We start from the raw sequence: 23,568 nt of genomic DNA on the forward strand, positions 1-23,568 counted from the left end.
CCGCACTATGGATCCCTTGCTTCTTGCGGCCATCGTTGGCATCGCAACCACTGTTGTTCTATTTTCCGGCATACCTGTTGGCATCGGCCTTCTACTGGTAAGCCTTGGCTTTATCATCGTCTTTGATGGCACCGGTTCCTTGCCGCTGTTGCCAGAAATCCTGTTTGGTAAACTTGAAAGTTTTGAAGTTCTCGCCATCCCGATGTTTATCCTGATGGGGGCGGTTGTTGCCTCCTCCCGGGCGGGTGGTGATCTTTATTCCGTGCTTGATCGCTGGTTGACCCGCGTTCCGGGTGGTCTGGTTATTTCCAACCTTGGCGCCTGCGCAATTTTCTCTGCCCTTTCGGGTTCCTCACCTGCGACCTGTGCGGCCATTGGTAAAATGGGCATCCCGGCGATGCGCGAACGCGGCTTCCCCGATACGGTTGCGGCGGGTTCGATTGCCGCTGGCGGCACGCTGGGCATTCTGATCCCGCCAAGTGTCACCATGATTGTCTATGGTATCTCAACCGAAACATCGATCGGACGTCTGTTCCTTGCCGGTCTGTTGCCCGGGCTAATGTTGACGGCACTGTTTATGGCCTGGTCACTGTATTCGACATGGCGTCAGGGCAATGCGCAAGGCGCGCTTAGTGCTGTGAAATATAGCTGGAAGGAAAAATTTGAAATCCTTCCGCGTGTGTTGCCATTCCTGGTCATCATTGGTGCGGTTTTGTTCGCCCTTTATGGCGGCGTTGCAACCCCGTCTGAGACGGCCGGCGTTGGTGCGCTGTTCTGCCTGATCACAGCGATGGTTGTCTATCGCATGTGGAAGCCGGGACAGCTGTGGCACGTTATGCGCGACACCACCAAAGAATCGGTCATGATCCTTCTGATCATTGGTGCGGCTGGCCTGTTTAGTTACATGCTGTCATCGCTGTTCATTACCCAGTCGATTGCACAGTGGATCTCGATGCTTGATGTCAATCGCTGGGTACTGATGGGTTTCATCAACGTGTTCCTGCTGATCAGTGGCTTCTTCTTGCCGCCGGTTGCCGTGATCCTGATGAGCGCACCGATCTTGCTGCCCGTCATCATCAACGCCGGATTTGATCCCTACTGGTTTGCCGTGATCCTGACCATCAATATGGAAATCGGCCTGATCACGCCGCCGGTTGGTTTGAATTTGTACGTGATCAACGGGATCGCCCCCGACATTCGCTTGCAAAGCATCCTTAAGGGCGCGTTCCCATACGTTCTGTGCATGATTGCAGCGATTATCATTCTGTGCTTCATCCCGGAAATCGCCACCTGGCTTCCAGAAACGGTTATTGGAGGACGCTAATGTCAGGCATTTCTGTCAGAAGCTGGATTTCCAGCATTGCGGACCGTGGGCGGGAACTTCTTGACCTGCCGCTGTCCACACCGCAAGACCAGTTCGCGCAGCTTACCGCCATGTGCAAGGACCTTGTTTCGCAAAAGGGTGAGGCCCGTGGCACGGCCATCGCCCGCGAAGTGGTCCGCATGTGGGAAAACCTGCCCGACGAAGACAATTTGCGTTTTTTCCAGATGATGCAAAATGACTTCAGTGCCGACCGCGCCAAAGTCACCAAGGCCGCCGAAGCATTTGCCAAGGATCCGTCAGAACCCAATCTTGCGGTCCTGACCCACGCATCCGAACCCGTCCGTCAGGACCTGTTGCGCAAAATCAACATGGCCCCGGGCGGCACGCGTGCGATTGTTGACATGCGTGAAACCCTGATCGGGTTGCTTAAGACCAACCGCGATCTTGAACCGCTCAATGCCGACATGCAGCATCTGCTGACCAGTTGGTTTAACCGTGGCTTTCTTGAGTTGCGCCATATTGATTGGGATACCTCGGCCGCCATTCTTGAAAAACTGATCCGCTACGAGGCGGTTCATGAAATTCAGGGATGGGACGATCTGCGCCGCCGTCTGGCAACGGATCGCAAATGCTTTGCCTTTTTCCATCCGGCCATTCCCGATGATCCGCTGATCTTTGTTGAGGTCGCCCTTGTCCATGGTCTTGCCGATAGTGTGCAGGCGCTTCTGGCACCCGAAATCGACAAAACCGCACCCGAAACGGCCAACACTGCGATTTTCTATTCGATCAGCAACTGTCAGGCCGGGCTTAAGGGTATTTCGTTTGGCAACTTCCTGATCAAACAGGTTGTCGAAGAACTCAAACGCGAATTCCCCAAACTCAAACAGTTCGCCACCCTGTCGCCCATTCCGGGCTTTGTCGGATGGCTGCGCACCCGCCAAAAAAGCAAAGCCGCCGATGCTGATCTGGCGGGTGAAGTTCTTGATGGCTTAAGCCAGGATAACTGGATGGATGATCCGGTTCAGGCCGAAAAACTTCGCAAACCAACGGTTGCCTTGTGTGCGACATATCTTGCGACGTGTAAGCGCGGCAAATCGCCGCTTGATCCGACAGCACGGTTCCATCTTGGCAATGGCGCACAGCTTGAACGGCTGAACTGGCTCGGCGATACGTCGGACAAAGGATTGCGTCAGGCCGGCGGCATGATGGTGAATTATGCCTATCATCTCAACGATATAGAAAAAAATCACGAAGCACTGATGAATGACGGAAAAATCGCCACATCAAAATCCGTTGCACAGCTTGCCGGTATCTAAGGAACAAGACCATGTCAGATAATCTATTTCAAACACTCCTTGACCGCTTCCCGGCAGACAAATCACAGACCTTTTTGGTCGAACGCGACGGCACGGAACGCAGCTTTACCTGGCTGATTGGCCAGACCGGGCGCTATGCCGCTGTTTTGGCATCCCATGGTGTCATCAAGGGCGACCGCGTTGCCGCACAGGTCGATAAATCGTCCGATGTCCTCGCACTGTATCTGGCCTGCCTGCAACTTGGGGCGATCCATCTGCCGCTCAACACCGCCTATACCGGTGACGAGATCGCCTATTTCCTGGGTGATGCGGCCCCGCGTGTCTTTGTCTGCCGCCCGGCAAACATCGATATCGCACAGGAACTTGGCGGCAAAAACAACGTCGGCACCGTCCTGTCGCTTGGCAGTGCCGGGGATGGCAGCCTGAATGATCAGACCAAAACCGTCACCCCGCTTATTGATGTGGTTGATGCCAATAAGGATGACGTTGCTGCCATCCTGTACACATCGGGCACCACCGGCCGGTCCAAGGGTGCGATGTTGACCCACAACAATCTGGGATCAAACGCCAAAACGCTGCATACCGCATGGGGGTTCAAACCCGGCGATACGTTGCTGCATGCCCTGCCGCTTTTCCACACCCACGGGCTGTTTGTCGCCATCAACATCATGCTGATGAATGGTGGCAAGGTCATCCTACTGCCAAAATTCGATGCTGATGATGTGATTGAACGTTTGCCGCAATCAACCGTTCTGATGGGGGTTCCGACCTTCTATACCCGCCTTCTCGCACATCCGCAGTTTACCAAGGATGTTACCGCTAACATGCGGTTGTTCGTTTCGGGGTCGGCCCCGCTTCTGGCCGAAACCCATGATGCGTTCTTTGAACGGACCGGCCATAAAATCCTTGAACGCTATGGCATGACCGAAACCTGCATGAACACATCCAATCCGCTGGACGGCGAACGCCGCCCCGGTGCGGTTGGCCCGACATTACCGGGTACCGAGGCCCGTGTCTGTGACAAGGATGGCAAGGTTCTTGGCGCTGGTGAGATTGGCGTTCTCGAAGTCCGCGGCCCGAATGTGTTTAAGGGATACTGGCAGATGCCCGAAAAAACCGCGTCGGAGTTTCGCTCTGATGGGTTCTTTATCACCGGCGATCTCGCCACCATCGGCGAAGACGGTTACATCACCATCGTCGGTCGGGACAAGGATCTGATCATTTCGGGTGGCTTTAACGTCTACCCCAAAGAAGTCGAAGAAATCATCGCCGACTATGACGAAGTTGATGAAGTCGCGATCTTTGGCTTGCCCCACCCCGACTTTGGCGAAGCCGTTGCCGGTGTGATTGTCCCCGCAAATGGCAGCACGCCGGACACCGATGCCATCATCAAACGCACACAGGACAAACTGGCAAAATTCAAGGTCCCCAAACGCATCTGGATTTTGGATGAATTGCCGCGCAACACCATGGGCAAAATTCAAAAAGCCCAACTGCGTAAGGCCTATGAAGACACCTTTGCCACAGGACCTAAATAAGCCACTCGCTATCTCCCGCTGCCGGACACGCAGCACCCAACTTCCGGTCAGAAACGTTCTGGCCGGATTTTTTTTGGGCCTTGCGCGTGCGCCCATCGTAAGCCAGTTATGACATGTCCACTTCCGGCATATCCCCGCACCCCAGACAAAGGCCCGTCATGATTGATCACCCCGACCACAAAGTTGCGTTTATCACCGGTGGCGCACAGGGACTTGGCCTTGGCATCGCCCAGCACCTTTTAAATGTCGGGTGGAAAGTCATGATGTTTGATTGTGATGAAGAAGCCGGGCATGAAGTCATGGCCGCACTCGACGATGAAACCCGGACCCGGTGCCTATTTTTCCCCGGCGATGTTTCCAACGAAAAGGATGTCGCCATCGCCGTGCAGCGCACGATTGACCGGTTTGGCCGCATAGATGGCCTTGTCAACAATGCAGGCATTGCCAACCCGCATTCCGGCGCGGTCGAACATCTTGACTGGGATGACTGGCAACGGGTGATCAATGTTAATCTTGGCGGTGTGTTTCTGACGACCAAGCACGCGACCCAGCACCTGCGCAAAACCAATGGGGCCATCGTCAACATCACCTCGACCCGCGCGTTTCAGTCCGAACCCGACACAGAATCCTATGCCGCCTCCAAGGGCGGCATCGTCGCCCTCACCCATGCCTTGGCGGTCAGCCTATCGGGGGATGTGCGGGTCAATGCCATTGCTCCGGGCTGGATTGAGGTTAGCGATTGGCAAAAACAATCCAACAAGTCGTCGCCCGACCACAGCGAAACCGACAAATCGCAACACCCGGTCGGGCGCGTTGGCACGCCAGAAGACATCGCGCAGGCTGTTTCCTTCCTTCTTGATCCTGAAAAGTCGGGGTTCATGACCGGGGAAACCATCCGGATTGATGGCGGCATGACCCATAAAATGGTTTATCTCGACTAACACATACCCCGCGATCAAAAGCATTCCGAAACAATAAGTTGAATATCCCTTCCTTAAATGTCTTACCGGAAATAATAATCATTCTCATTGAGAATAGTTATTACTTGTGATAACTACCCCTCATCATTGTGCTGTCACTCACAGCATTCTTTTGATTTTGGGGTCAACAAATGTCTTTCTCACCATTTCCGAAACGGTATGCACTCAGTACACTCTTGCTGGCATCCGTTAACACCTTTGCAGTCGGTATTCCGCATCTCCACGCACAGGAACAGTCGCAAGACCAGTCTGGTGTGGAAGACAATTCCAAAACAGACACCTCTGAAACCGACGAACTTGAGCCAATACGGGTTGAAACGTCGATAAACCAAAAAGCAGGCGATCCGACGCCCGAAGCATACGCAGGCGGACAGGTCGCGACCGGTGGCCGCGTTGGTGTTCTTGGCAATCAAGATATTCAGGATACGCCTTTCGCCACCACCAGCTACACAAGCGACCTGATCCAGAACCAGCAGGCAGAAGACATCGCCGACGTCGTCGACAATGATCCTTCTATCACCAACTCTTACAGTTACGGCGGCTTTGGTAACCGGTTTACTGTTCGCGGCTTTAACCTTGATTCCGATGATATATCGCTCGATGGCATGTATGGCACAGCACCGCGCCAACTCGTCGCGATTGAGATGTATGATCGCGTCGAAATCTTAAAAGGCGCCTCGACCTTCCTCAATGGTGTTCCACCGGGAACAAGCGGCATTGGCGGCTCGATCAACCTCGTACCGAAACGTGCGACCGATGATCCGATTACCAGTGTCACCACAAGCTATGCCAATGCCGAACAAGCCGGCGGGCATCTTGATGTCGGACGGCGCTTTGGCAAGGATGATCAGTTTGGTGTGCGCACCAACTTTGTCTACCGTGATGGCGAAACTGCGATTGATGATGAAGACCGCACAACGAAACTTGGCTCCATCGCCCTTGATTACAGGGGCGACAAAACGCGCATTACGTTTGATGCCGCGATCAACGAACAAAACATTGATCGTGGCCGCTCACCGATCAACATTGGCTCTGCGCTGACGTCAATCCCCGATGCACCTTCGTCGGATTTGAATTACAATAGCGAATGGACCTACAGTGACCTGCAGGACACATTCGCTCAACTTCGCGCCGAATATGATGTTTCCGACGACACGATGGTCTACGCCGCCCTTGGTGGTCGTCACATGGAAGAAGAAGGTGGCTATTCAACGCCCAGACTGACAAGCACAGATGGCACCGCCGACTACACTGGCAGCGTCATCAAACGTGAAGATGAAAATATCAGCACTTTAGCCGGCGTGCGTCAAAAATTTGAAACCGGCCCGATCCAGCATGAGGTTAACCTTGGTGCCTCGGGCATGTGGCAAAAGAACCATCAGGCATATGAGTTCTACTCAACCCTTTCTGGTGCAGGTAACATTTATGGCGACCATCCGGCCAACCATAGCCCAACTGTAACGCTGGCACGCGGTGACTTTGACGATATGCCACTACGTGACACCACCAAAATGACAAGTTACTTCCTCGCCGACACTCTGACATTCTGGGACGATACAATTCACGTGACCGGCGGGGTTCGCCATCAAAAGATCAATGTAACGACATTTGATCTTGCCAGCGGAAACGAGACCGAAAACTACAATCAGTCGGCCTATTCACCCATGGCAGGCATTGTTGGCAACCTTTCTGATCAGTTGTCGGTTTATGCCAACTATGCCAAAGGTCTGCAAAAAGGTGAAACCGCGCCAAACACCGCCGCCAATAGCGGCGACACGTTGGCCCCCTATAAGGCCGAACAATTCGAAATTGGCGCAAAGGCCGATTACGGCGTGATTGGCGGCGGCATTGCCCTGTTCCAAACATCAAAACCAGCGGCCTATACCAATTCGGACACGCTGATCTATGCAGCAGACGGCGAACAGCAAAACCGTGGCGTCGAGTTGACCGCATTTGGTGAACCGGTCTCGGGCATTCGGATTCTGGGCGGCATGACATTCTATGACTCTGGAACTGACCGGCACCGCTGGCGGCAACAACGACGGCAACACACCTTCCGGGGTTCCGGAATATGTCGCAAAGCTGAATATGGAATATGATCTGCCGTTCTTTAAGGGGGCAACGGTTAATGCCCGCGTCATCCATACGGCATCACAATATGTCAACGAGGCCAATACCCTCGAAATTCCGTCATGGACCCGTGTTGACCTTGGTGCACGCTACGTGACCGAAGTACATGACTACCCTGTCACCATTCGCGCCAATATCGAAAACATCGCTGACAATGACTATTGGGCATCGGCCAATGGCGGATACTTGACGATGGGTGCCCCTCTGACGGCAAAGCTGTCTCTGACTGCCGACTTCTAAACCACGATCACACAGATACCAAAACGCCGCCCATATTTGGGCGGCGTTTTGAATTTCAGTTGCTAAAAACAGATCAGATTAGATCAGGCCCGCGCCTTGCTTTCGCTCAGTCCCAGCACACCAAGGGCGGTTTTGACAATTGCCTTGGCATCAAGGCCCGCTTTCTCATACTGGATTTCCGGCTTGTCATGATCCATCAACACATCTGGCAACGCCATGGTGCGGATTTTAAGCCCGTTATCGAGCAATCCCTGCCCCGCCATATGCTGCAACACCATCGCACCAAACCCGCCAATTGATCCTTCTTCAATGGTGATCAGGACTTCGTGATTGCGCGCCAAATCGGCAATCAATTGATGGTCCAGCGGCTTGGCAAAGCGCGCATCAGCCACCGTGGCGGGAAATCCGCGTGCGGCAAGGTCCTCGGCGGCAATCAAGGCCTCCGCCAGACGCGTGCCATATGAAAGGATGGCAATCTTGCCGCCTTCGCGCAGAATGCGGCCCTTACCGATTTCAAGAACCTGACCCTCGGTCGGCATTTCAACGCCAACCCCTTCGCCGCGCGGATAGCGGAATGCACTGGGGCGATCATCAATCGCCCATGCGGTCGTGGTCATATGCACCAGTTCGGCCTCATCGGCCGCCGCCATCAAAACAAAGTTCGGCAGGCACCCCAAATAGGCAATATCATAGGCCCCGGCATGGGTGGCCCCATCGGCGCCAACCAATCCGGCCCGATCCATCGCAAAGCGCACCGGCAAATTCTGAATTGCGACATCATGCACAACCTGATCATAGGCACGCTGCAAGAATGTCGAATAGAGCGTGCAGAACGGTTTATATCCTTCGCACGCCATCCCGGCGGCAAAGGTCACTGCATGCTGTTCGGCAATCCCGACATCAAACGCACGATCCGGGAAATGATCGGCAAAGATGTTCACCCCGGTGCCTGATGGCATGGCGGCGGTAATCGCCGTAACCTTGTCATCCTTTTCGGCCAGCTTGACCAGTGTTTCGCCGTACACCTTGGTGTAGCTTGGCGCATTCGGGGTCGGTTTTGCCTGTTTGCCGGTTACAACATCAAACTTGGCAACACCGTGATATTTATCCGCCGCATTTTCCGCCGGACCATATCCCTTGCCCTTTTGCGTCACCGCATGGATCAGGATCGGGCCATCAACCTTGGCATCGCGGACGTTTTTCAAAACCGGCAACAGATGATCCATGTTGTGACCATCAATCGGCCCGACATAGAAGAATCCCATTTCTTCAAACAAGGTGCCACCCGTGACCATGCCACGGGTATATTCTTCAAGCTTGCGTGCGGCTTCTTCAATCTGACGCGGCAAATGCTTGGTCAGGCCCTTGGCCGCATTGCGAAGCCCCTGATACCCCTTACCGGAAATCAGGCGCGACAAATACCCCGACATGGAGCCCACCGGCGGGGCAATCGACATGTCGTTATCATTGAGGATCACAATCAAACGCTGATCGGTGGCGGCGGCATTGTTCATCGCCTCATAGGCCATGCCCGCACTCATCGACCCATCGCCAATCACGGCAATGACGTTTTTGCGTTTGTCCTCGGAAAGCTGGTTGGCAACCGCCATCCCAAGACCGGCCGAGATCGAGGTGGAGCTATGCCCCGCCCCAAACGGGTCATATTCAGACTCGGATCGTTTGGTGAAACCCGAAAGACCACCGCCCTGACGAATGGTGCGCATCCGATCACGCCGCCCGGTCAGAATTTTATGCGGATAGCATTGATGCCCAACATCCCAGATCACCCGGTCATAGGGCGTATCAAACAGGTAATGAATGGCAACCGTCAGCTCAACCACACCAAGGCCAGCGCCAAGATGGCCGCCAGTGACCGATACGGCATCAATCACCTCGGCACGCAATTCATCGGCAATCTGCTTCATCTGGGCAGGCTGCAACGTGCGCAGGTCTTCCGGAGTGTTCACCGTATCAAGGAGCGGGGTCTTGGAGGTCGTGCTCATACCGATCTCAATTTTCAATTTTTTATAAGACGATTGTTACAACAGGGTGACGTGTTAAGCCCGATGTTGCAAGCAGCGTAAAATAGCGGGGTTCACCTGATTTAGCGACCCTGAATTTCACCTGTTTTCACATGCTGCAAAAAGCCATAAACAACCTGCTCGACGGTGCGGTGAATGGCCTCTCGATCCCGCCCGAAATCCCGACATAAAAAGCCGAAATTTTCGGCAATATAGGGCGTACATTTGGGCAAAAATGAATAATGCCCTGCCCCCTTGATCCGAACAAATTTTGCACGGCCCTTCAACAGTTTGCGAAAATGCGCCGCATTGACGTGATCAAGCAGGATTTCATCTGTATCCGCCTCAACAAACAACACCGGCACATTGATATCGGCCAATCCATCATCGGTTGCCGCCACCCCAAAGGCTGGCGCAATCGCAACCACGGCAGAAATCCGGTCATCGCGCACCGAGACCACCGGCCCACCATATCGACCTTGTAGCCCTTCAATGTGATGATCTTGCGGCGCATATTGGCAAATCACATGGTCTTTGTCCGCATTGACCGCGCAATAGCTTTGCCACGCCCTGGCATCAAAATTCCATCCGGCCATCTTAAGCACCGTCGCCCCACCTGCCGAATGACCAAGGGCATAGATTTTATCCTGGTCGATATGCGGGGTGATATCGCCGTGATCCAGCAACAGATCAAGGGCGATTTCCATTTCACGCGGACGGCGTTCAATGATTGTCAGTTGGCGGGCATCGGATGGATCAAGGTAATTGTCCCCGGCATGCTGCGGGGCGGCAACGATATAGCCCCGCCGGGCGAGATATTCCGCCAGCCAGAACTGGTTAAACCGGTGGCCTTCCGATCCATGCGAAAACACCACCATCGGAAACGGCCCATCGGATGCAAACGCCGCACCGCGTGCCGCAGTTGACACAACGCCCATATGCCGAACCGGCTTTTCCGCCACGCCCGACGGATACCAGATCGCCAATGGGAACGGGTCTTTGTCAAACAGCCGGTCGCGAAAACCGGCTGAATACTGCGGCTGATCCGTCATATTAGGCGCTCTTATCGACCGCGCTCAACCACAAACCGTGCGACGGCGCGCAGTGGCTCGGCTTCGGCGTCAAAGCAGCCCAGATGATTGATGGCCTGATCACACAGCATTTGCGCCTGATCACGGGCCTGATCAAGCCCAAGCAATTTGACGAAGGTTGACTTGTCCTGATCAACATCCTTGCCTGCCGTCTTGCCCAGTTCTTCCGAACTTGCCTCTACATCAAGAAGGTCATCCTTGATCTGGAACGCCAGCCCCATGTCATGGGCGTAGGATCGCAATGCCATGCGAATGCTTTTGGGCGCCTTGCCCAGAATCGCGCCCGCTTCGCAGGCAAAGGCAAACATCCGGCCGGTTTTCAAAAGATGCAAATGGGTCACTTGGGCCTGATCAAACGACTGGCCCTCGCCCGCCAGATCAATCATCTGCCCGCCGACCATGCCATTTGGTCCGGCCGCACGCGCCAAGGCGCGCACAAGATCGGTGCAAACACGCGGATCGGGATGGGTATCCTCATCGGCGATCACTTCAAAGGCTTGGGTCAAAAGCGCGTCGCCCGCCAAAATCGCCGTCGCCTCGTCAAACTGCTTGTGGCAGCTTGGCTTGCCACGGCGCAGATCATCGTCATCCATCGCGGGTAAATCGTCATGGATCAGCGAATAGCTGTGCACCATTTCAACAGCAGCCGCGACCCGAAGGGCAGAACGGCGCGATACCTTAAACAGTGATGCGGAGCTCAGCACCAAAAACGGGCGCAGTCGTTTGCCATCGCCCAAGGTTGAATAGCGCATCGCCTGATACAGGCGTTGCTCAATCTGGCCATTGGGACGTGGCAAAATATCATCGAGCGTCTCGCCAAGATCGGCAGCAGCAACACTCAGGCCGGCAAGCAGGTCATAACTCACCACGCGGTCTCCGATTATTCAATTTCAGTGGGGGTAGCAGCCGGACGGCCATCTGCATTCAGGGTAATTTTCTCAATGCGCTCTTCGGCGGTACGCAGCTTGTCCGCACAATGGCGTTTAAGCGCCGCACCACGTTCGTAGGATGCAATCGCGTCATCAAGCCCGACTTGACCCTGCTCAAGCTGACGGACAAGGGTTTCAAGCTGGCCCAGTGCCTCTTCAAAGCTGAGTTTGGCGATATCTTCGGGGATGGCGGGGGTTGCAGTAGCCTCGGACATGTAAGCTCCATTAATTTGATTGGCGCGGAGTTTACGCCCTGATCGGTTTCAGGGCAACCAGACAGAACGGAATTTCGTCATCATGAAACATTCGCGCGAACCGCAATAACAACCCCTTAGCCGACCGTTAGCCCATCATAAGTGTCCGCACATGCATCAACACACATTTCGCCAGCGACGGCAGGTCATAGCCCCCCTCAAGGATCGAAACCACCCGCCCCTGACACTGCGCATCGGCAAGTGCCATCAATTGCTGTGTCATCCAGACAAAATCATCATCGGAAAACGCCAGTCCGGCCAGCGGATCGTTCTTATGGGCATCAAACCCGGCCGAAATGATCAGAAGTTCCGGCTTGAACGCCGCAATACCGGGCAATACCGTTTGCGTAAAGGCATGCTGTAGTTCTGCCGTCCCCGATCCGGATTCCAACCCGACATTAAGGATATTATTGGCACATCCGCGTTCGGTTTCCGCCCCCGTGCCGGGATAAAGCGGCCATTGATGGGTGGAACAATAAAACAGATCGGGATCGTTCCAGAACAAATCCTGCGTGCCATTGCCGTGATGCACGTCGAAATCCATCACCGCCACCCGCTTGATCCCGTATGTATCGCGCGCATGACGGGCGGCGACTGCGGCATTGTTAAACAGGCAGAACCCCATCGCACGATTATATTCCGCATGATGACCGGGCGGGCGCACGCCAACAAACGCATTGCGTTCGTGACCCGCCATCACCGCATCCACCGCCACACACGCCCCGCCCACCGCACGAAGGGCGGCATCCCCCGACCCCGGCGACACATAGGTATCGCCATCAAGGGCGATAACACCCTCGGTCGGGATCGATGCCATGACGCTATCGACATAGTCCGGATCATGCACCGACTTGATCAGATTGATGTCTGCTTTCGGGGCTTCTTCGCGGTGCAGGAACATGAATTCCTCGGATTCAAGCACACGCTGTATCACGCGCAACCGATCGGGGCTTTCGGGGTGTCCCGGCCCGGTGTCATGTTCGATGCAATTGTGATGGGTCACAAACAATGTCGCCACGGTCTGGATCGCCTTCCTGTTTTGGTTTCCCTGTATGGCCAGCGGCATATGAACGGCCATAATGGCACGATGACACCGGGGTGCTTCGCGCTCTTGTGATGCGTTTTGTTTTAACAGCAGAAATGTACCGCCACTTTGTTTTAGGGTCTGAACCCAATTGAATGCTTGAAATGGGTTCAGACCCTAAATCAGCACATCAGACCGGGTTATCGCAAGTTCTTTAACAGGGCGCTGATGGGGCTCTGGCTTTTTCGTCTTGCGCCGAGTCTAAGAATTAGAATTGTTTTATGATCGGGTGTGACGGATCGCACAGCCTTACATAATAAACGTGTGATATTCGATAATCATGATGAACAAAACCGCAAAACCACGCCACCATCAATCGGCCAACAGATTGCCCTAAAATAGGCGCAAAAACTTTCTAAAGTAGTGTAATACGTTAGAAAGTCTGTAGAATTCCATTTCCGGGCGAAAGCCGGGATACATGTTCGGCATTCGACAGACGGACAACAAAAACAAGTTTATGACCAAAGCAATGCGGTTTTCCGCAAGCGTCTGTGAAAACACTATCTTGACAGAAACGTCATATACTTGAGAATAAGGTGCATACTGATTTGATCGGGTTGAATTGTCCAAACCTTCCCGGATAATTGGTTGTAGAAAGCATGGAAATACTTCTTAAAAGTTGCCGTCAGCGTAAATGGTAACTATATGGTATTTTCATTGGGACAATGGCCCGTTGAGGCCATGTTTATAAGGAAGCCAAATGGAATTAAACCATCTGGAACACAATGCCGAGCAGGCAAGCACCCTGCTTAAGGCAATGAGCAATCAGAGCAGACTGCTTATTCTTTGCCAACTTAACGAAGGCGAGAAATCGGTCGGCGAGCTGGAACGGATTGTCGGACTGAGCCAGTCCGCTCTATCACAGCATCTGGCCCGCCTGCGTCGCGACAAACTGGTGAAAACCCGTCGCGAAGCACAAACCATCTATTATTCTCTTCAGGGTGATGACGCACTGCGCGTGATCAAAACACTGTATGGGCTGTATTGCGAAACAAGCAATGCTGCCGCAGCCTGAAGACAGAATAGCGGGATCTCCCCACAAAAAAAGCCTGCCAGAAATGGCAGGCTTTTTTTGTGGCTTCGGTTCGCCCTGAACCTGAACGGCCCAGTCAACGAACAACAATCCTTATTTACCGCAATCAGGTGCCGGCAACTCGGTCACTTTATCAAGCGTCCCAAGAACGGCAAAATCGCCATAGTCAAATCGTAATGCGTGCGCCACACCATTGCGCGCCAGATCAACCGCCATTTCGGTTGTCGGCCCATTTTCCACCTCACCAAGCGGGTAATACGCAAGGTTCATGCGATGGAATGGCACCTTGGTCAGACCGCTTTGGTCCTTGGCACTGCTATCTACCGTTTTGGCGTCTGAAATAACAACCGCCACCCGATTGGTCGGGGCATCGCCGCTGCCATCAAACACCAGATCATTGGCAAACTTTTCGCCCTCTTCCGCACGCGCAAGCAACTGGATCGAATGTTGGGTCGGGAACATCGTATCAACCGGCAGCTCATCGACCACCTCAACCGGCTGTTCATAGGTGACCTTGACGCCGTCGCTTTCACGGACCGCGTCACCAACAACCTCATCAACCTTCGTCCCGTTCAGATAATCACGCATACGAAAACGATAACGGGTGCCGTCAAAGTTTTCCCACTGGGTCATCGAAAATGCCGAATTGATCGGCGTGCCTTCGGCCCCCTGAAGGATCATGATTTGCTGCATCTCGGTGATCCAGCCATCACAGACCTTTTCAAACCGATAGCCAAGCGCACCTGTCGCATCGACAATCGAACTGCCCTGATCGGATCGGGACATTTTGAAATTGTATTCTGCCGTATGGGACACCAACGCAGACTGCGCCGATGTCACGTTTCCGGCCTGTGCAGCACAGCCCGAAACACCCAAACACAAGATCAGCGTCCCCGCAAAGGAACGCCGATGTTGGTCAATATTTTTAAGAAACCCAGACAAACTTATTCTCCGGTAGGAGCAACTCCAACAATCCAGGGATCTTTAACCCCCTTTTTGGCAGCAAGAAGGCGCAAATCATTTGCATGCTCGGACGACAGCGGACCAACCGCAACACGCAGATAATCACGTCCCTTGACCTTAGCACTGATCAGGCGCGGTTGATATTCATGATAAAGTTCCAGTGCGTTATGCGCCCGTGCCTGATTGCTAAAGCTTGCCAGTACCACATACTCACCAGGCAACGGCACGGTCAACACATCCCCTGCCATCGCATCGCCATTGGCATCGGTTTCAACCGGCTTTGTCACCCGTTCGACAGTGTCGCTCACGATGGTGGTATCGACCAAGGCGGCCGTTTGCGTTTCGCCGACAACATCGGCCGGTGTTTCGGCCGGAACATATCCGGCAATCGCGGCGTTGGCTTCTGCCTCAACATTAAGCGGATCGTTGCTGCGCGCATATTGCGCCATCGTACGTGACGGCAGTTCGTCGGATGCAGCAGCGACTTTCACCTCAGACACCGGCGCAGATACCGTCTCTGCGGCGTTGGATCCTGTGGCTTTGGCTTCCGGGGCACGCGGGGGCAAATCTGTTTTGATCACGGTCTTGGACACGCTGCTTGGCGATGCCGGACGTGACCAGTCTTCGGCCGGGGCGTTCACCGCATAGATTTCCGGACGTGCAGTGCGGATTTCCTGTTTGATTTCCGGCTCGCCCATCACCGCAAGGGCGGATGCCTGTTCGGCAAGAATTGTGTCATCATCCTTGCAGATATCGTCGGAAAACAGCGGACGATGCAAGGCACAATCACGATCTGCGACCACCGAAACGGCATGATCGGTTGTGCTTTTTCCCGTGGTGACATAGCTGATTAAATCACCGGCCAATTTGGCAACGGTCAATTCCACCGGCCCGCCACACGCAGAAAGCAGCAACGGTGCCGCGACAACAAGTATCTTCTTCACAAGGCCATCCCCCGACGGATCGATTTTATTTTCAACCCGCACTGTGGATCAAGGGCAGTTAATATTAGGTAAGCGACCCGGTGAAACATGTGCGGAAACAATCGCCGCCAAAACAAAACGGCCCGGTAAAAACCGGGCCGTTTGATGCAGTCTGATCGGGATGACGCCCAAAATCAGTCTTTTTTGACTTTCGCTGGCATCTGCACACGCAGATGAAGCTCTTTAAGCTGCTTGTCTTCGACACCGGACGGCGCGTTCATCATCAAATCCTGTGCCTGCTGGTTCAGCGGGAAGGCAATGACTTCGCGAATGTTCGGCTCATCGGCCAGCAACATGACAATACGGTCAACACCCGGGGCAGAACCACCGTGCGGCGGTGCGCCGAATTTAAATGCGTTAAGCATACCGCCAAACTGTTCTTCGACCACGTCCTTGCCATAACCGGCAATTTCGAACGCACGGTACATGATGTCCGGGCGATGGTTACGAATGGCACCCGACGACAATTCGATACCGTTACACACGATGTCATACTGCCATGCCTTGATATCAAGCGGGTTCATGTTCTCAAGTGCGTCAAGTCCGCCCTGCGGCATCGAGAACGGGTTGTGGCTAAATTCGATCTTGCCGTCGTCGTCTTCCTCAAACATCGGGAAATCAACGATCCAGCAGAACTTGAACATACCTTCTTCGCGCAGTTCAAGTTCGTCACACACCTTGTCACGAACTTTACCGGCGAATTTGGCCGCGGCCAGTGCCTTGTCACACACAAAGAACACCGCGTCGCCATCGGCAACACCAGTGATTTCCTTAATCTGCGCGATGCGCTCGGCATCAAGATTTTTGGCAATCGGGCCTTTTGCTTCGCCGCCTTCGGCAAAGACGATATAGCCAAGACCAGCAGCCCCTTCGTCGCGCGCCCAGTTATTGAGCTTGTCAAAGAAGCTACGCGGGCGGGCGGCCGCACCGGTTGCCTGAATGGCACGCACGACCGAGCCTTTTTCGATGTTCGATGCAAAGATGCCAAAGCTCGACCCACGGAACGGCTCGGTAACGTCGCTGATCAGAAGCGGGTTGCGCAGGTCAGGTTTATCCGACCCGTATTTCGCCATGCTTTCATCAAACGGAATACGCGGGAACGGGAATGGCGTCACATCACGATCACCGCCAAACTCGACAAAGATGTCATGCAAAACCGGCTCAATCGCGGCAAACACATCTTCCTGAGTGGCAAAGGCCATCTCGAAATCAAGCTGATAAAATTCGCCCGGTGACCGGTCGGCACGCGCATCTTCATCGCGGAAGCATGGTGCGATCTGGAAGTATTTATCAAAACCCGACACCATCAGAAGCTGCTTGAACTGCTGGGGGGCCTGCGGCAGGGCATAGAATTTACCCGGATGCATACGCGATGGCACCAGGAAGTCACGCGCACCTTCTGGCGAGCTTGCCGTCAGGATCGGGGTCTGGATTTCCAAAAAGCCCTGCGCGGTCATTTTCTGACGCATCGCCGAAATCACGTTCGAACGCAGAACGATATTTGAATGAACGCTTTCACGACGCAGATCAAGATACCGGTGACGCAGGCGAACTTCTTCGCCGTATTCAACATCGCCAAATACCGGCATCGGCAGAACGTCGGCAGACGACTGAACTTCGATGTTCGATGCGTAAACTTCGATCTCGCCGGTCGGCAGGTTCGGGTTGATGGTCTCAGCCGTACGTTTAACGACCTTGCCATCCACCGTGATCACGCTTTCGGCGCGCGCCTTATCAAGCACTTCAAACAGCGGGCTTGAAATGTCGATGACGACCTGGGTGATGCCGTAATGGTCGCGCAGATCAACAAACAGCAGGTTGCCGTGATCACGTTTACGGTGGATCCAGCCAGACAGGCGAATTTCCGCGTCGGCGTCGGTCGCGCGCAGCGCATTACAATTGTGTGAGCGAAAAGGATGCATTGTCATTCCAGGTTGCTTTATATTTTGGGCCGCAAATTTGGCCGCAAAGGTGCATGCCAGTCCCGCGCTGTCAAACAAAAAACGCACCGCAACACCTGCGCCACAGTAAATCCGGGGCGTTTGTGTAGGGTGTGTTCAAAGCCGATCATGCACGGCATCAAAATTTCAGCGGTATAAAACGCTTCTGGGGGCACCGCGTCAAGTGCGGTCTCGCCGTTGGGCGCAATCAATCCGCACCAATCTTGGCTGCTTGCAGTTCCTTGACCTTGGTAAAGCCCATCATCCGCCCGGTCTCAAATTGGGTATCGGCCCAGTTTTCCACATCAAATTCGAAATGCGCCAAGGCACAGGTTGGATATTTGCGCTCCATCATCGCGCGCGCATCCTCATCCCCATCGCGGTACAGTTCTTTGGCAAAATTCTCGATGCCGGAATTATGACCAATGATCATCACCCGTTTTGCTTCGTCATGGGTGTGATGAAGACATTCAAGCAACGTGCGTTCGCTGGCCATATAAAGATCTTCGCTATAGATCACATCCGCATGCCCGGCAAAATCACGCCCCAGCAGGCCCAGTGTCTGCACCGCACGTGCCGCTGTCGAACACCAGATAAGGTCTGGAACCAGATCATGCTCACGCAAAAAGCGCCCCATAAAGGGGGCTGCCTTTTCCCCGCGACGGTTCAGTTCGCGGTCATGATCAACCCGGCTCGGATCAGACCAGCTCGATTTGGCATGCCTTAGAAGCAATAACGTCTTCATATCTTCGTTTCGCTAGGGTTTAAGACGGTGTTCTTCCATGCCATATCGCAGCCTTGGATGCCATCAGAAAAACTGACACATAACTTTAAGAAAATTGCACGGGCGTAAGCAGTTATCCTATACTCCATTTACAACCGGGTCATGTCGCATAAATTCAAAGACATTCCCTCAATCCGCAGGAGGCATAGCGTGTCACACGCCGCTGCAGTTCAATCAAGCGCGATCACCATTGATTCGGAAAGCCGCTTCATCAACCGCGAACTTTCTTGGCTGGCTTTTAACAATCGCGTGCTTGAAGAAGCCCAGAACAGTGGTCATCCGCTGCTTGAAAGGCTGCGTTTCCTGTCGATTTCAGCCAGCAATCTGGATGAATTCTATATGGTCCGCGTCGCCGGGCTCGTCGGACAGTTGCGTGCTGGCATGACCAAGGTCAGTCAGGATGGCATGAGCCCGTCTGAACAGCTGCGCGCCATCACCTTTGATGCCAACCAGTTGATGCAGGATCAGCAACGCATCTGGCGTCAGCTTAGCCGGGAAATGGAACAGCAGGGCATTTCGGTGATTGATCAATCCGATCTGACCCAGACCGACCGCAAATGGCTTGATGGCTATTTCATGCGCGAAATCTTCCCGACCTTAACCCCGCTTGCGATTGATCCATCCCACCCGTTCCCGTTCATCCCGAACCTTGGCTTTACCATCGTCATGCAGCTGTTTGACCCGGCGGATGGGCACAACATGCGTGGTCTGATCCCGGTTCCGCAAAAAATTGGCCGTTTCTTGCGCCTTCCGGGCCGTAATGAACGCTATCTGCCGGTCGAACAGGCCATCTTGCTGTATCTCAACAAACTGTTCCCGGGTTTTGACATGATCGAACACGGGTTCTTCCGCGTCATCCGCGATTTCGGATGTCGAGATCGAAGAAGAAGCCGAAGATCTGGTCCGCGTCTTTAAAACCGCCCTTAAGCGCCGCCGTCGCGGCAGCATCATCCGCCTTAAGGTCAACGCCCATATCCCCGAAGACCTGCTTGATTTTGTCATCGACGAATTGGATGTCGCACTCGAAGAAGTTGTGAAGGTCGATGGCCTTCTTGGCGTTGTTGACGTCAAACAACTGATCGATTCTGATCTGCATCATGATCTGCTGTTCGCCCCCTACTCGCCGCGTTACCCTGAACGCGTGCGTGACTTTGGCGGCGATTGTTTTGCCGCGATCAGTAAAAAAGATCTGGTGGTTCATCACCCGTTCGAGGATTTCGACGTTGTCGTGCAGTTCCTGCTGCAAGCCGCACGTGACCCGGATGTGGTCACCATCAAACAAACACTTTATCGCACATCGGAAAACAGCCCGATCGTCAAAGCCCTGATTGCGGCGGCCGAGGCCGGAAAATCCGTCACCGCCATGGTTGAACTTAAAGCCCGCTTTGACGAAGAAGCCAACCTGCGCTGGGCGGCTGATCTTGAACGTGCCGGTTGTCAGGTGGTCTATGGCTTCCTGGATTGGAAAACCCATGCCAAGGTATCGCTTGTTGTCCGCCGTGAAACCCATGGGCTTCGCACGTTCGTTCACTTTGGGACGGGCAACTACCATCCGATCACCGCGAAATTCTATACCGATATTTCGTTCTTCTCGTGTGATCCGGCCCTTGGGCGTGATGCCGCCAGCATCTTTAATTTCATGACCGGCTACGCAACACCACGCTCGCTTGAAAAAATCGCCATTGCGCCCCACACCATGCGCCCGACCCTTCTGGCCCACATCGATCAGGAAATCGAAAACAGCAAGGCTGGCAAGCCATCTGGCATCTGGGCCAAGATGAACAGCCTGGTCGATCCTGTGGTGATTGATGCGCTTTATCGCGCCAGCGAAGCCGGGGTTCACATTGAACTGATTATTCGCGGCATTTGCTGTCTGCGTCCGGGTGTACCGGGGCTTTCGGAAAACATCCGGGTCAAATCGATTGTCGGACGGTTCCTTGAACATTCGCGCATTGTTGTCTTTGCCAATGGGGCAAAGCTGCCCTCGCGCAAGGCCAAGGCGTTCATCTCGTCGGCCGACTGGATGCCACGCAATTTGAACCGCCGGGTTGAAACGCTGGTCCCGGTTGAGAACCCGACCTGTCAGCGCCAGATCATCGAACAGATCATGATTGCAAACCTCAAAGATACAGCGCAGGCTTGGTATTTGCAGCCCGATGGTTCATATGAACGCTGCGAAGGCGGTGAAAAAGCGTTTTCGTCACACAAATACTTCATGACCAACCCGTCCCTGTCAGGCCGCGGAAGCGCGCTTAACGAGGCGGATCCGAATGTCCCCGTGCTGCAGCTCGATGACTAATGTGGCCAAATTGAAGACCGACGACCAACAGGTGCCCTCAAAGACATGCTGACTGACCAAAGAGCATCCAACCGCATCGCGATCATTGATGTTGGCTCCAACTCGGTACGCCTTGTCATTTTCGATGGCATGACCCGTGCCCCCGCCCCGATTTTCAACGAAAAAGTCATGTGCGGGCTGGGGCGCGACCCCGAAGATACCGGCAAACTCAACCCCGAGGGGGTTGAACTTGCCGTTGTCGCCATGCAGCGCTTTGCCACCCTGCTTCAGGCCATGAAGGTGTCGCACATCGACGTACTGGCCACCGCTGCGGTCCGTGCCGCTTCCGATGGTCAGGAATTCTGTGACCGTATCCATCGCGAAACCGGCCTTACGGTCAAGGTGATCGACGGGCTTGAAGAAGCCCGCCTGTCCGCCCTTGGGATTATTTCCGGTGATCCGCGCGCCAGCGGGATTATGGGTGATATTGGTGGCGGGTCGCTCGAACTTGTCTTGCTTGATCAGGGGGAAATCAAAAAACGCGTTAGCGTCCCCTTGGGGGCCATGCGGCTTCATGCCGTCTTTGCATCCGACCGTGCGCGCCTGACCGCTGAAATCAATCGCCACCTTGATACCATCGACTGGCTGAAAGAAGCCGCCGGCGAGCAGCTTTTTGCTGTTGGCGGGGCATGGCGGTCGATTGCCAAGCTGTTCATCGCACAGGAAGACTACCCGATTTCTGTCGTCCATAATCTGGCAATGCCGCGCGGCGAAACCGAAGAACTCACCCACATCATTTCCCAGCAAAGCCGCATCTCGCTGGAAAAAGTCGGCGGTGTTTCCAAACGCCGCATCGACAGCCTGCCCCATGCATCGCTTGTCATGAATATGCTGTTGGCGCGCATGAAGCCGCGCGAAGTGGTCTTTTCCGGTCATGGGCTACGCGAAGGCTGGATGTATGAGGTCCTGCCCGAAGACTTGCGTCAACGCGACCCGCTGCTCGATGCCTGCCTGAGCTTTGCCGAGGACGGCGAACGGTTCCATCAACATGGCGAAGAACTGTTTCGCTGGTGCGCGCCGATCTTCTCCGACCTGCCGCAAAACCTTGAACGTCTGCGTCTTGCGGCCTGCATCATCGGCGACATCGGCTGGAACGAACACCCTGATTACCGCGCCATCCAAAGCTATAACCGCATCTTGCGTCACCCCTATCTTGATCTGAACCATCATGATCGGGTGTTTCTCGCCTATGCCATCGGGTCGCGCTATACCGGCAATTTCAAGGGCGATGCGTCAAGCGACCGCATTCTTGACGAAGAAACCCGCGTCACAGGCCGCATTTTTGGTCATGTCATTCGTCTGGGCCACACGCTTTCGGGTGGTGCTGAAGGCATCCTGTCGAAAACCGCGCTTAAAGTCGAAGACGGCAAAATGATCCTTGAATTCGACAAGTCTATTTCGACCCTGTACGGCGAAGTGGTTGAACAACGCCTGTCAAAACTGGCCAAACTGATGAACCTTGATAGTGAAGTACGGCTGTCCTGATTTCGGCGTAAACGCACCGCTTGATGCTTGCAATCGTTTGTAAAACAGATAAATTAACCGGGCTTTCCAAGCACCTCGTCCGCGGAAAGGGCTGCGCCCGGTTCGACATTACGAAACACACGGTTTCCTTGCCTGTCTGGCGGACACAGGCGTTATGATCAGGGGAATCGTATGTCTGCGTCACGCACATCGAAATCCAAAAATACCAAACCTGCCAAAAGCCCGGTCTTTGATGGCCGCCTTAATCTTGAACAGCAACGCAAACGCGCCAAGGACCTTTTGCGCGCGCTTGGCACCAAAACCGGCGATGCCGTCGCACGGTTTGAAAAGGCCGGTTTCACCCCGACGCCCCAGACAATTACTGACATCAAACTGGCCGATGCCCAATGGGTCATCGCGCGCGAAAACGGCTTTGCCAGCTGGCCAAAGATGAAGGCCCATATCGATCAGATTGCCGAACGCAACCGCCAGATCAAAAATGGCACCTTGGCATCACTTGATACAGATAAAACCCTGCATTTGCGCTGCGGATCAGACATCCGCCACGGTCTTCAGATTGCAGGGTTCAAAGGGGCCTTCCTCGAATTTGCCGATCCGTTCTGTCAGGGACCGGTCCCGGACCTTCCCCTTGACCAGTTCGTTCAAACCCGCGCGGATTTTATCGCCACGGCTTACGATATCGTCCCCAAAGATGCGCTGGCACGGGCCAAACGCGAATATGGCGCACTGGCAACGCTCGGCGAGTATGACCATGTGGTCCTATGGTTCGAACATGACAGTTACGACCAGTTAATCTTGGCCTTCCTGATGGATTTCATCAAAACCACCCGGCAGGAGACACAGCTTGAGGTGATATCCGTCGGTGCTGTCCCCGGCGTTGAACGCTTCATCGGTTTAGGGCAACTCTCCCCCGAACTTCTGATCTGGTGCTGGGAAAATCATCGGGCCCCCGTGACCGATGCCATGCTGACCTGCGGCAGCAAAGCCTGGCAGGCGGTGCGATCCCCAAGCCCCGATCTTTTGACCGACTTCATAACATCGGGTACCGGCCCCCTGCCCCATATGATCACGGCACTCCAACGCCACCATGCCGAACTACCCGATCCCAAAACCGGACTTGGCCTGACACAGAAAC

Annotated in this window: 17 protein-coding genes and 2 pseudogenes; 10 read left to right on the forward strand and 9 right to left on the reverse strand. The window is 54.3% G+C overall.

The annotated features are described in order from the left end of the window. Positions 1-7 precede the first annotated feature (7 nt). The 6 genes from AC0VXT_RS12590 (at position 8) to AC0VXT_RS12615 (ending at position 7,528) form a co-directional block, all read left to right on the forward strand. Complete coding sequence (locus AC0VXT_RS12590) at positions 8-1,324, forward strand: TRAP transporter large permease (RefSeq protein ID WP_475545716.1); 1,317 nt, start codon at positions 8-10, stop codon at positions 1,322-1,324. Continuing rightward, positions 1,324-2,640, forward strand: a complete 1,317-nt coding sequence (locus AC0VXT_RS12595) for a malonyl-CoA decarboxylase (RefSeq protein ID WP_475545717.1) — start codon at positions 1,324-1,326, stop codon at positions 2,638-2,640. The genes AC0VXT_RS12590 and AC0VXT_RS12595 overlap by 1 nt, the downstream gene beginning before the upstream one ends. A gap of 11 nt (positions 2,641-2,651) precedes the next feature. Further along, entirely contained in the window at positions 2,652-4,178 is a 1,527-nt protein-coding gene (locus AC0VXT_RS12600) for a malonate--CoA ligase (protein WP_475545718.1), read from the forward strand. Positions 4,179-4,336: 158 nt separating this feature from the next. Next, entirely contained in the window at positions 4,337-5,119 is a 783-nt protein-coding gene (locus tag AC0VXT_RS12605; protein ID WP_475545719.1) for a glucose 1-dehydrogenase, read from the forward strand. A 170-nt stretch (positions 5,120-5,289) separates the two neighbouring features. Beyond that, positions 5,290-7,257 (forward strand): TonB-dependent receptor, encoded by a 1,968-nt coding sequence (locus AC0VXT_RS12610; protein WP_475545720.1) that lies wholly within the window; start codon positions 5,290-5,292, stop codon positions 7,255-7,257. Next, positions 7,160-7,528, forward strand: coding sequence for a TonB-dependent receptor domain-containing protein (locus AC0VXT_RS12615; RefSeq protein WP_475545721.1), 369 nt, complete (start codon positions 7,160-7,162; stop codon positions 7,526-7,528). Before AC0VXT_RS12610 ends, AC0VXT_RS12615 begins: the two co-directional genes overlap by 98 nt. 83 nt (positions 7,529-7,611) lie before the next feature. Here the strand turns inward: AC0VXT_RS12615 and dxs are convergent, their stop codons facing one another. The 5 genes from dxs to AC0VXT_RS12640 form a co-directional block, all read right to left on the reverse strand. After that, a complete protein-coding gene (gene dxs / locus AC0VXT_RS12620; RefSeq protein ID WP_475545722.1) occupies positions 7,612-9,531 on the reverse strand; it encodes a 1-deoxy-D-xylulose-5-phosphate synthase in 1,920 nt (639 codons plus the stop codon). 101 nt (positions 9,532-9,632) lie between these two features. Continuing rightward, positions 9,633-10,601, reverse strand: coding sequence for an alpha/beta hydrolase family protein (locus tag AC0VXT_RS12625; RefSeq protein ID WP_475545723.1), 969 nt, complete (start codon positions 10,599-10,601; stop codon positions 9,633-9,635). Between the two features lie 11 nt (positions 10,602-10,612). Continuing rightward, positions 10,613-11,509, reverse strand: a complete 897-nt coding sequence (locus AC0VXT_RS12630; RefSeq protein ID WP_475545724.1) for a polyprenyl synthetase family protein — start codon at positions 11,507-11,509, stop codon at positions 10,613-10,615. 11 nt (positions 11,510-11,520) lie between these two features. Continuing rightward, complete coding sequence (locus AC0VXT_RS12635; protein ID WP_475545725.1) at positions 11,521-11,784, reverse strand: exodeoxyribonuclease VII small subunit; 264 nt, start codon at positions 11,782-11,784, stop codon at positions 11,521-11,523. A 127-nt stretch (positions 11,785-11,911) separates the two neighbouring features. Continuing rightward, positions 11,912-12,841, reverse strand: a complete 930-nt coding sequence (locus tag AC0VXT_RS12640) for a histone deacetylase family protein (RefSeq protein ID WP_475545726.1) — start codon at positions 12,839-12,841, stop codon at positions 11,912-11,914. A 766-nt stretch (positions 12,842-13,607) separates the two neighbouring features. Between AC0VXT_RS12640 and AC0VXT_RS12645 the strand changes: the two genes are divergently transcribed. Beyond that, positions 13,608-13,922, forward strand: a complete 315-nt coding sequence (locus AC0VXT_RS12645) for an ArsR/SmtB family transcription factor (RefSeq protein WP_022733399.1) — start codon at positions 13,608-13,610, stop codon at positions 13,920-13,922. Positions 13,923-14,033: 111 nt separating this feature from the next. On the opposite strand, the gene AC0VXT_RS12650 is transcribed toward AC0VXT_RS12645, so the two are convergent. From AC0VXT_RS12650 to AC0VXT_RS12665, 4 genes are all read right to left on the reverse strand, one after another. Beyond that, complete coding sequence (locus AC0VXT_RS12650) at positions 14,034-14,882, reverse strand: EipB family protein (RefSeq protein WP_475545727.1); 849 nt, start codon at positions 14,880-14,882, stop codon at positions 14,034-14,036. A gap of 2 nt (positions 14,883-14,884) precedes the next feature. Beyond that, the gene (locus AC0VXT_RS12655) at positions 14,885-15,847 is read right to left on the reverse strand and encodes an SPOR domain-containing protein (RefSeq protein ID WP_475545728.1); all 963 of its coding nucleotides are present in this window, start codon (positions 15,845-15,847) and stop codon (positions 14,885-14,887) included. Positions 15,848-16,020: 173 nt separating this feature from the next. Further along, positions 16,021-17,808, reverse strand: a complete 1,788-nt coding sequence (gene aspS / locus AC0VXT_RS12660) for an aspartate--tRNA ligase (protein ID WP_101303983.1) — start codon at positions 17,806-17,808, stop codon at positions 16,021-16,023. 226 nt (positions 17,809-18,034) lie between these two features. Next, entirely contained in the window at positions 18,035-18,571 is a 537-nt protein-coding gene (locus AC0VXT_RS12665; RefSeq protein WP_417823537.1) for a SixA phosphatase family protein, read from the reverse strand. A gap of 189 nt (positions 18,572-18,760) precedes the next feature. On the opposite strand from AC0VXT_RS12665, the pseudogene AC0VXT_RS12670 reads away from it, so the two are divergent. The 3 genes and pseudogenes from AC0VXT_RS12670 to AC0VXT_RS12680 all read left to right on the forward strand — a co-directional run. Then, positions 18,761-20,909 (forward strand): annotated as a pseudogene (locus tag AC0VXT_RS12670) (RNA degradosome polyphosphate kinase). A 45-nt stretch (positions 20,910-20,954) separates the two neighbouring features. Further along, complete coding sequence (locus tag AC0VXT_RS12675) at positions 20,955-22,433, forward strand: Ppx/GppA phosphatase family protein (protein ID WP_475545729.1); 1,479 nt, start codon at positions 20,955-20,957, stop codon at positions 22,431-22,433. A 429-nt stretch (positions 22,434-22,862) separates the two neighbouring features. After that, positions 22,863-23,210 (forward strand): annotated as a pseudogene (locus tag AC0VXT_RS12680) (DUF1835 domain-containing protein); the annotation flags it as partial. Positions 23,211-23,568: the final 358 nt, after the last annotated feature.

This window comes from Thalassospira sp. Z349TD_5 (assembly GCF_056173045.1).

Coding starts and splice junctions, on each gene's coding strand:
- AC0VXT_RS12590 (WP_475545716.1), top strand. CDS start 8: ATGGATCCCTTGCTTCTTGCGGCCATCGTTGGCATCGCAACCACTGTT.
- AC0VXT_RS12595 (WP_475545717.1), top strand. CDS start 1,324: ATGTCAGGCATTTCTGTCAGAAGCTGGATTTCCAGCATTGCGGACCGT.
- AC0VXT_RS12600 (WP_475545718.1), top strand. CDS start 2,652: ATGTCAGATAATCTATTTCAAACACTCCTTGACCGCTTCCCGGCAGAC.
- AC0VXT_RS12605 (WP_475545719.1), top strand. CDS start 4,337: ATGATTGATCACCCCGACCACAAAGTTGCGTTTATCACCGGTGGCGCA.
- AC0VXT_RS12610 (WP_475545720.1), top strand. CDS start 5,290: ATGTCTTTCTCACCATTTCCGAAACGGTATGCACTCAGTACACTCTTG.
- AC0VXT_RS12615 (WP_475545721.1), top strand. CDS start 7,160: ATGACTCTGGAACTGACCGGCACCGCTGGCGGCAACAACGACGGCAAC.
- dxs (WP_475545722.1), bottom strand. CDS start 9,531: ATGAGCACGACCTCCAAGACCCCGCTCCTTGATACGGTGAACACTCCG.
- AC0VXT_RS12625 (WP_475545723.1), bottom strand. CDS start 10,601: ATGACGGATCAGCCGCAGTATTCAGCCGGTTTTCGCGACCGGCTGTTT.
- AC0VXT_RS12635 (WP_475545725.1), bottom strand. CDS start 11,784: ATGTCCGAGGCTACTGCAACCCCCGCCATCCCCGAAGATATCGCCAAA.
- AC0VXT_RS12645 (WP_022733399.1), top strand. CDS start 13,608: ATGGAATTAAACCATCTGGAACACAATGCCGAGCAGGCAAGCACCCTG.
- aspS (WP_101303983.1), bottom strand. CDS start 17,808: ATGCATCCTTTTCGCTCACACAATTGTAATGCGCTGCGCGCGACCGAC.
- AC0VXT_RS12665 (WP_417823537.1), bottom strand. CDS start 18,571: ATGAAGACGTTATTGCTTCTAAGGCATGCCAAATCGAGCTGGTCTGAT.
- AC0VXT_RS12675 (WP_475545729.1), top strand. CDS start 20,955: ATGCTGACTGACCAAAGAGCATCCAACCGCATCGCGATCATTGATGTT.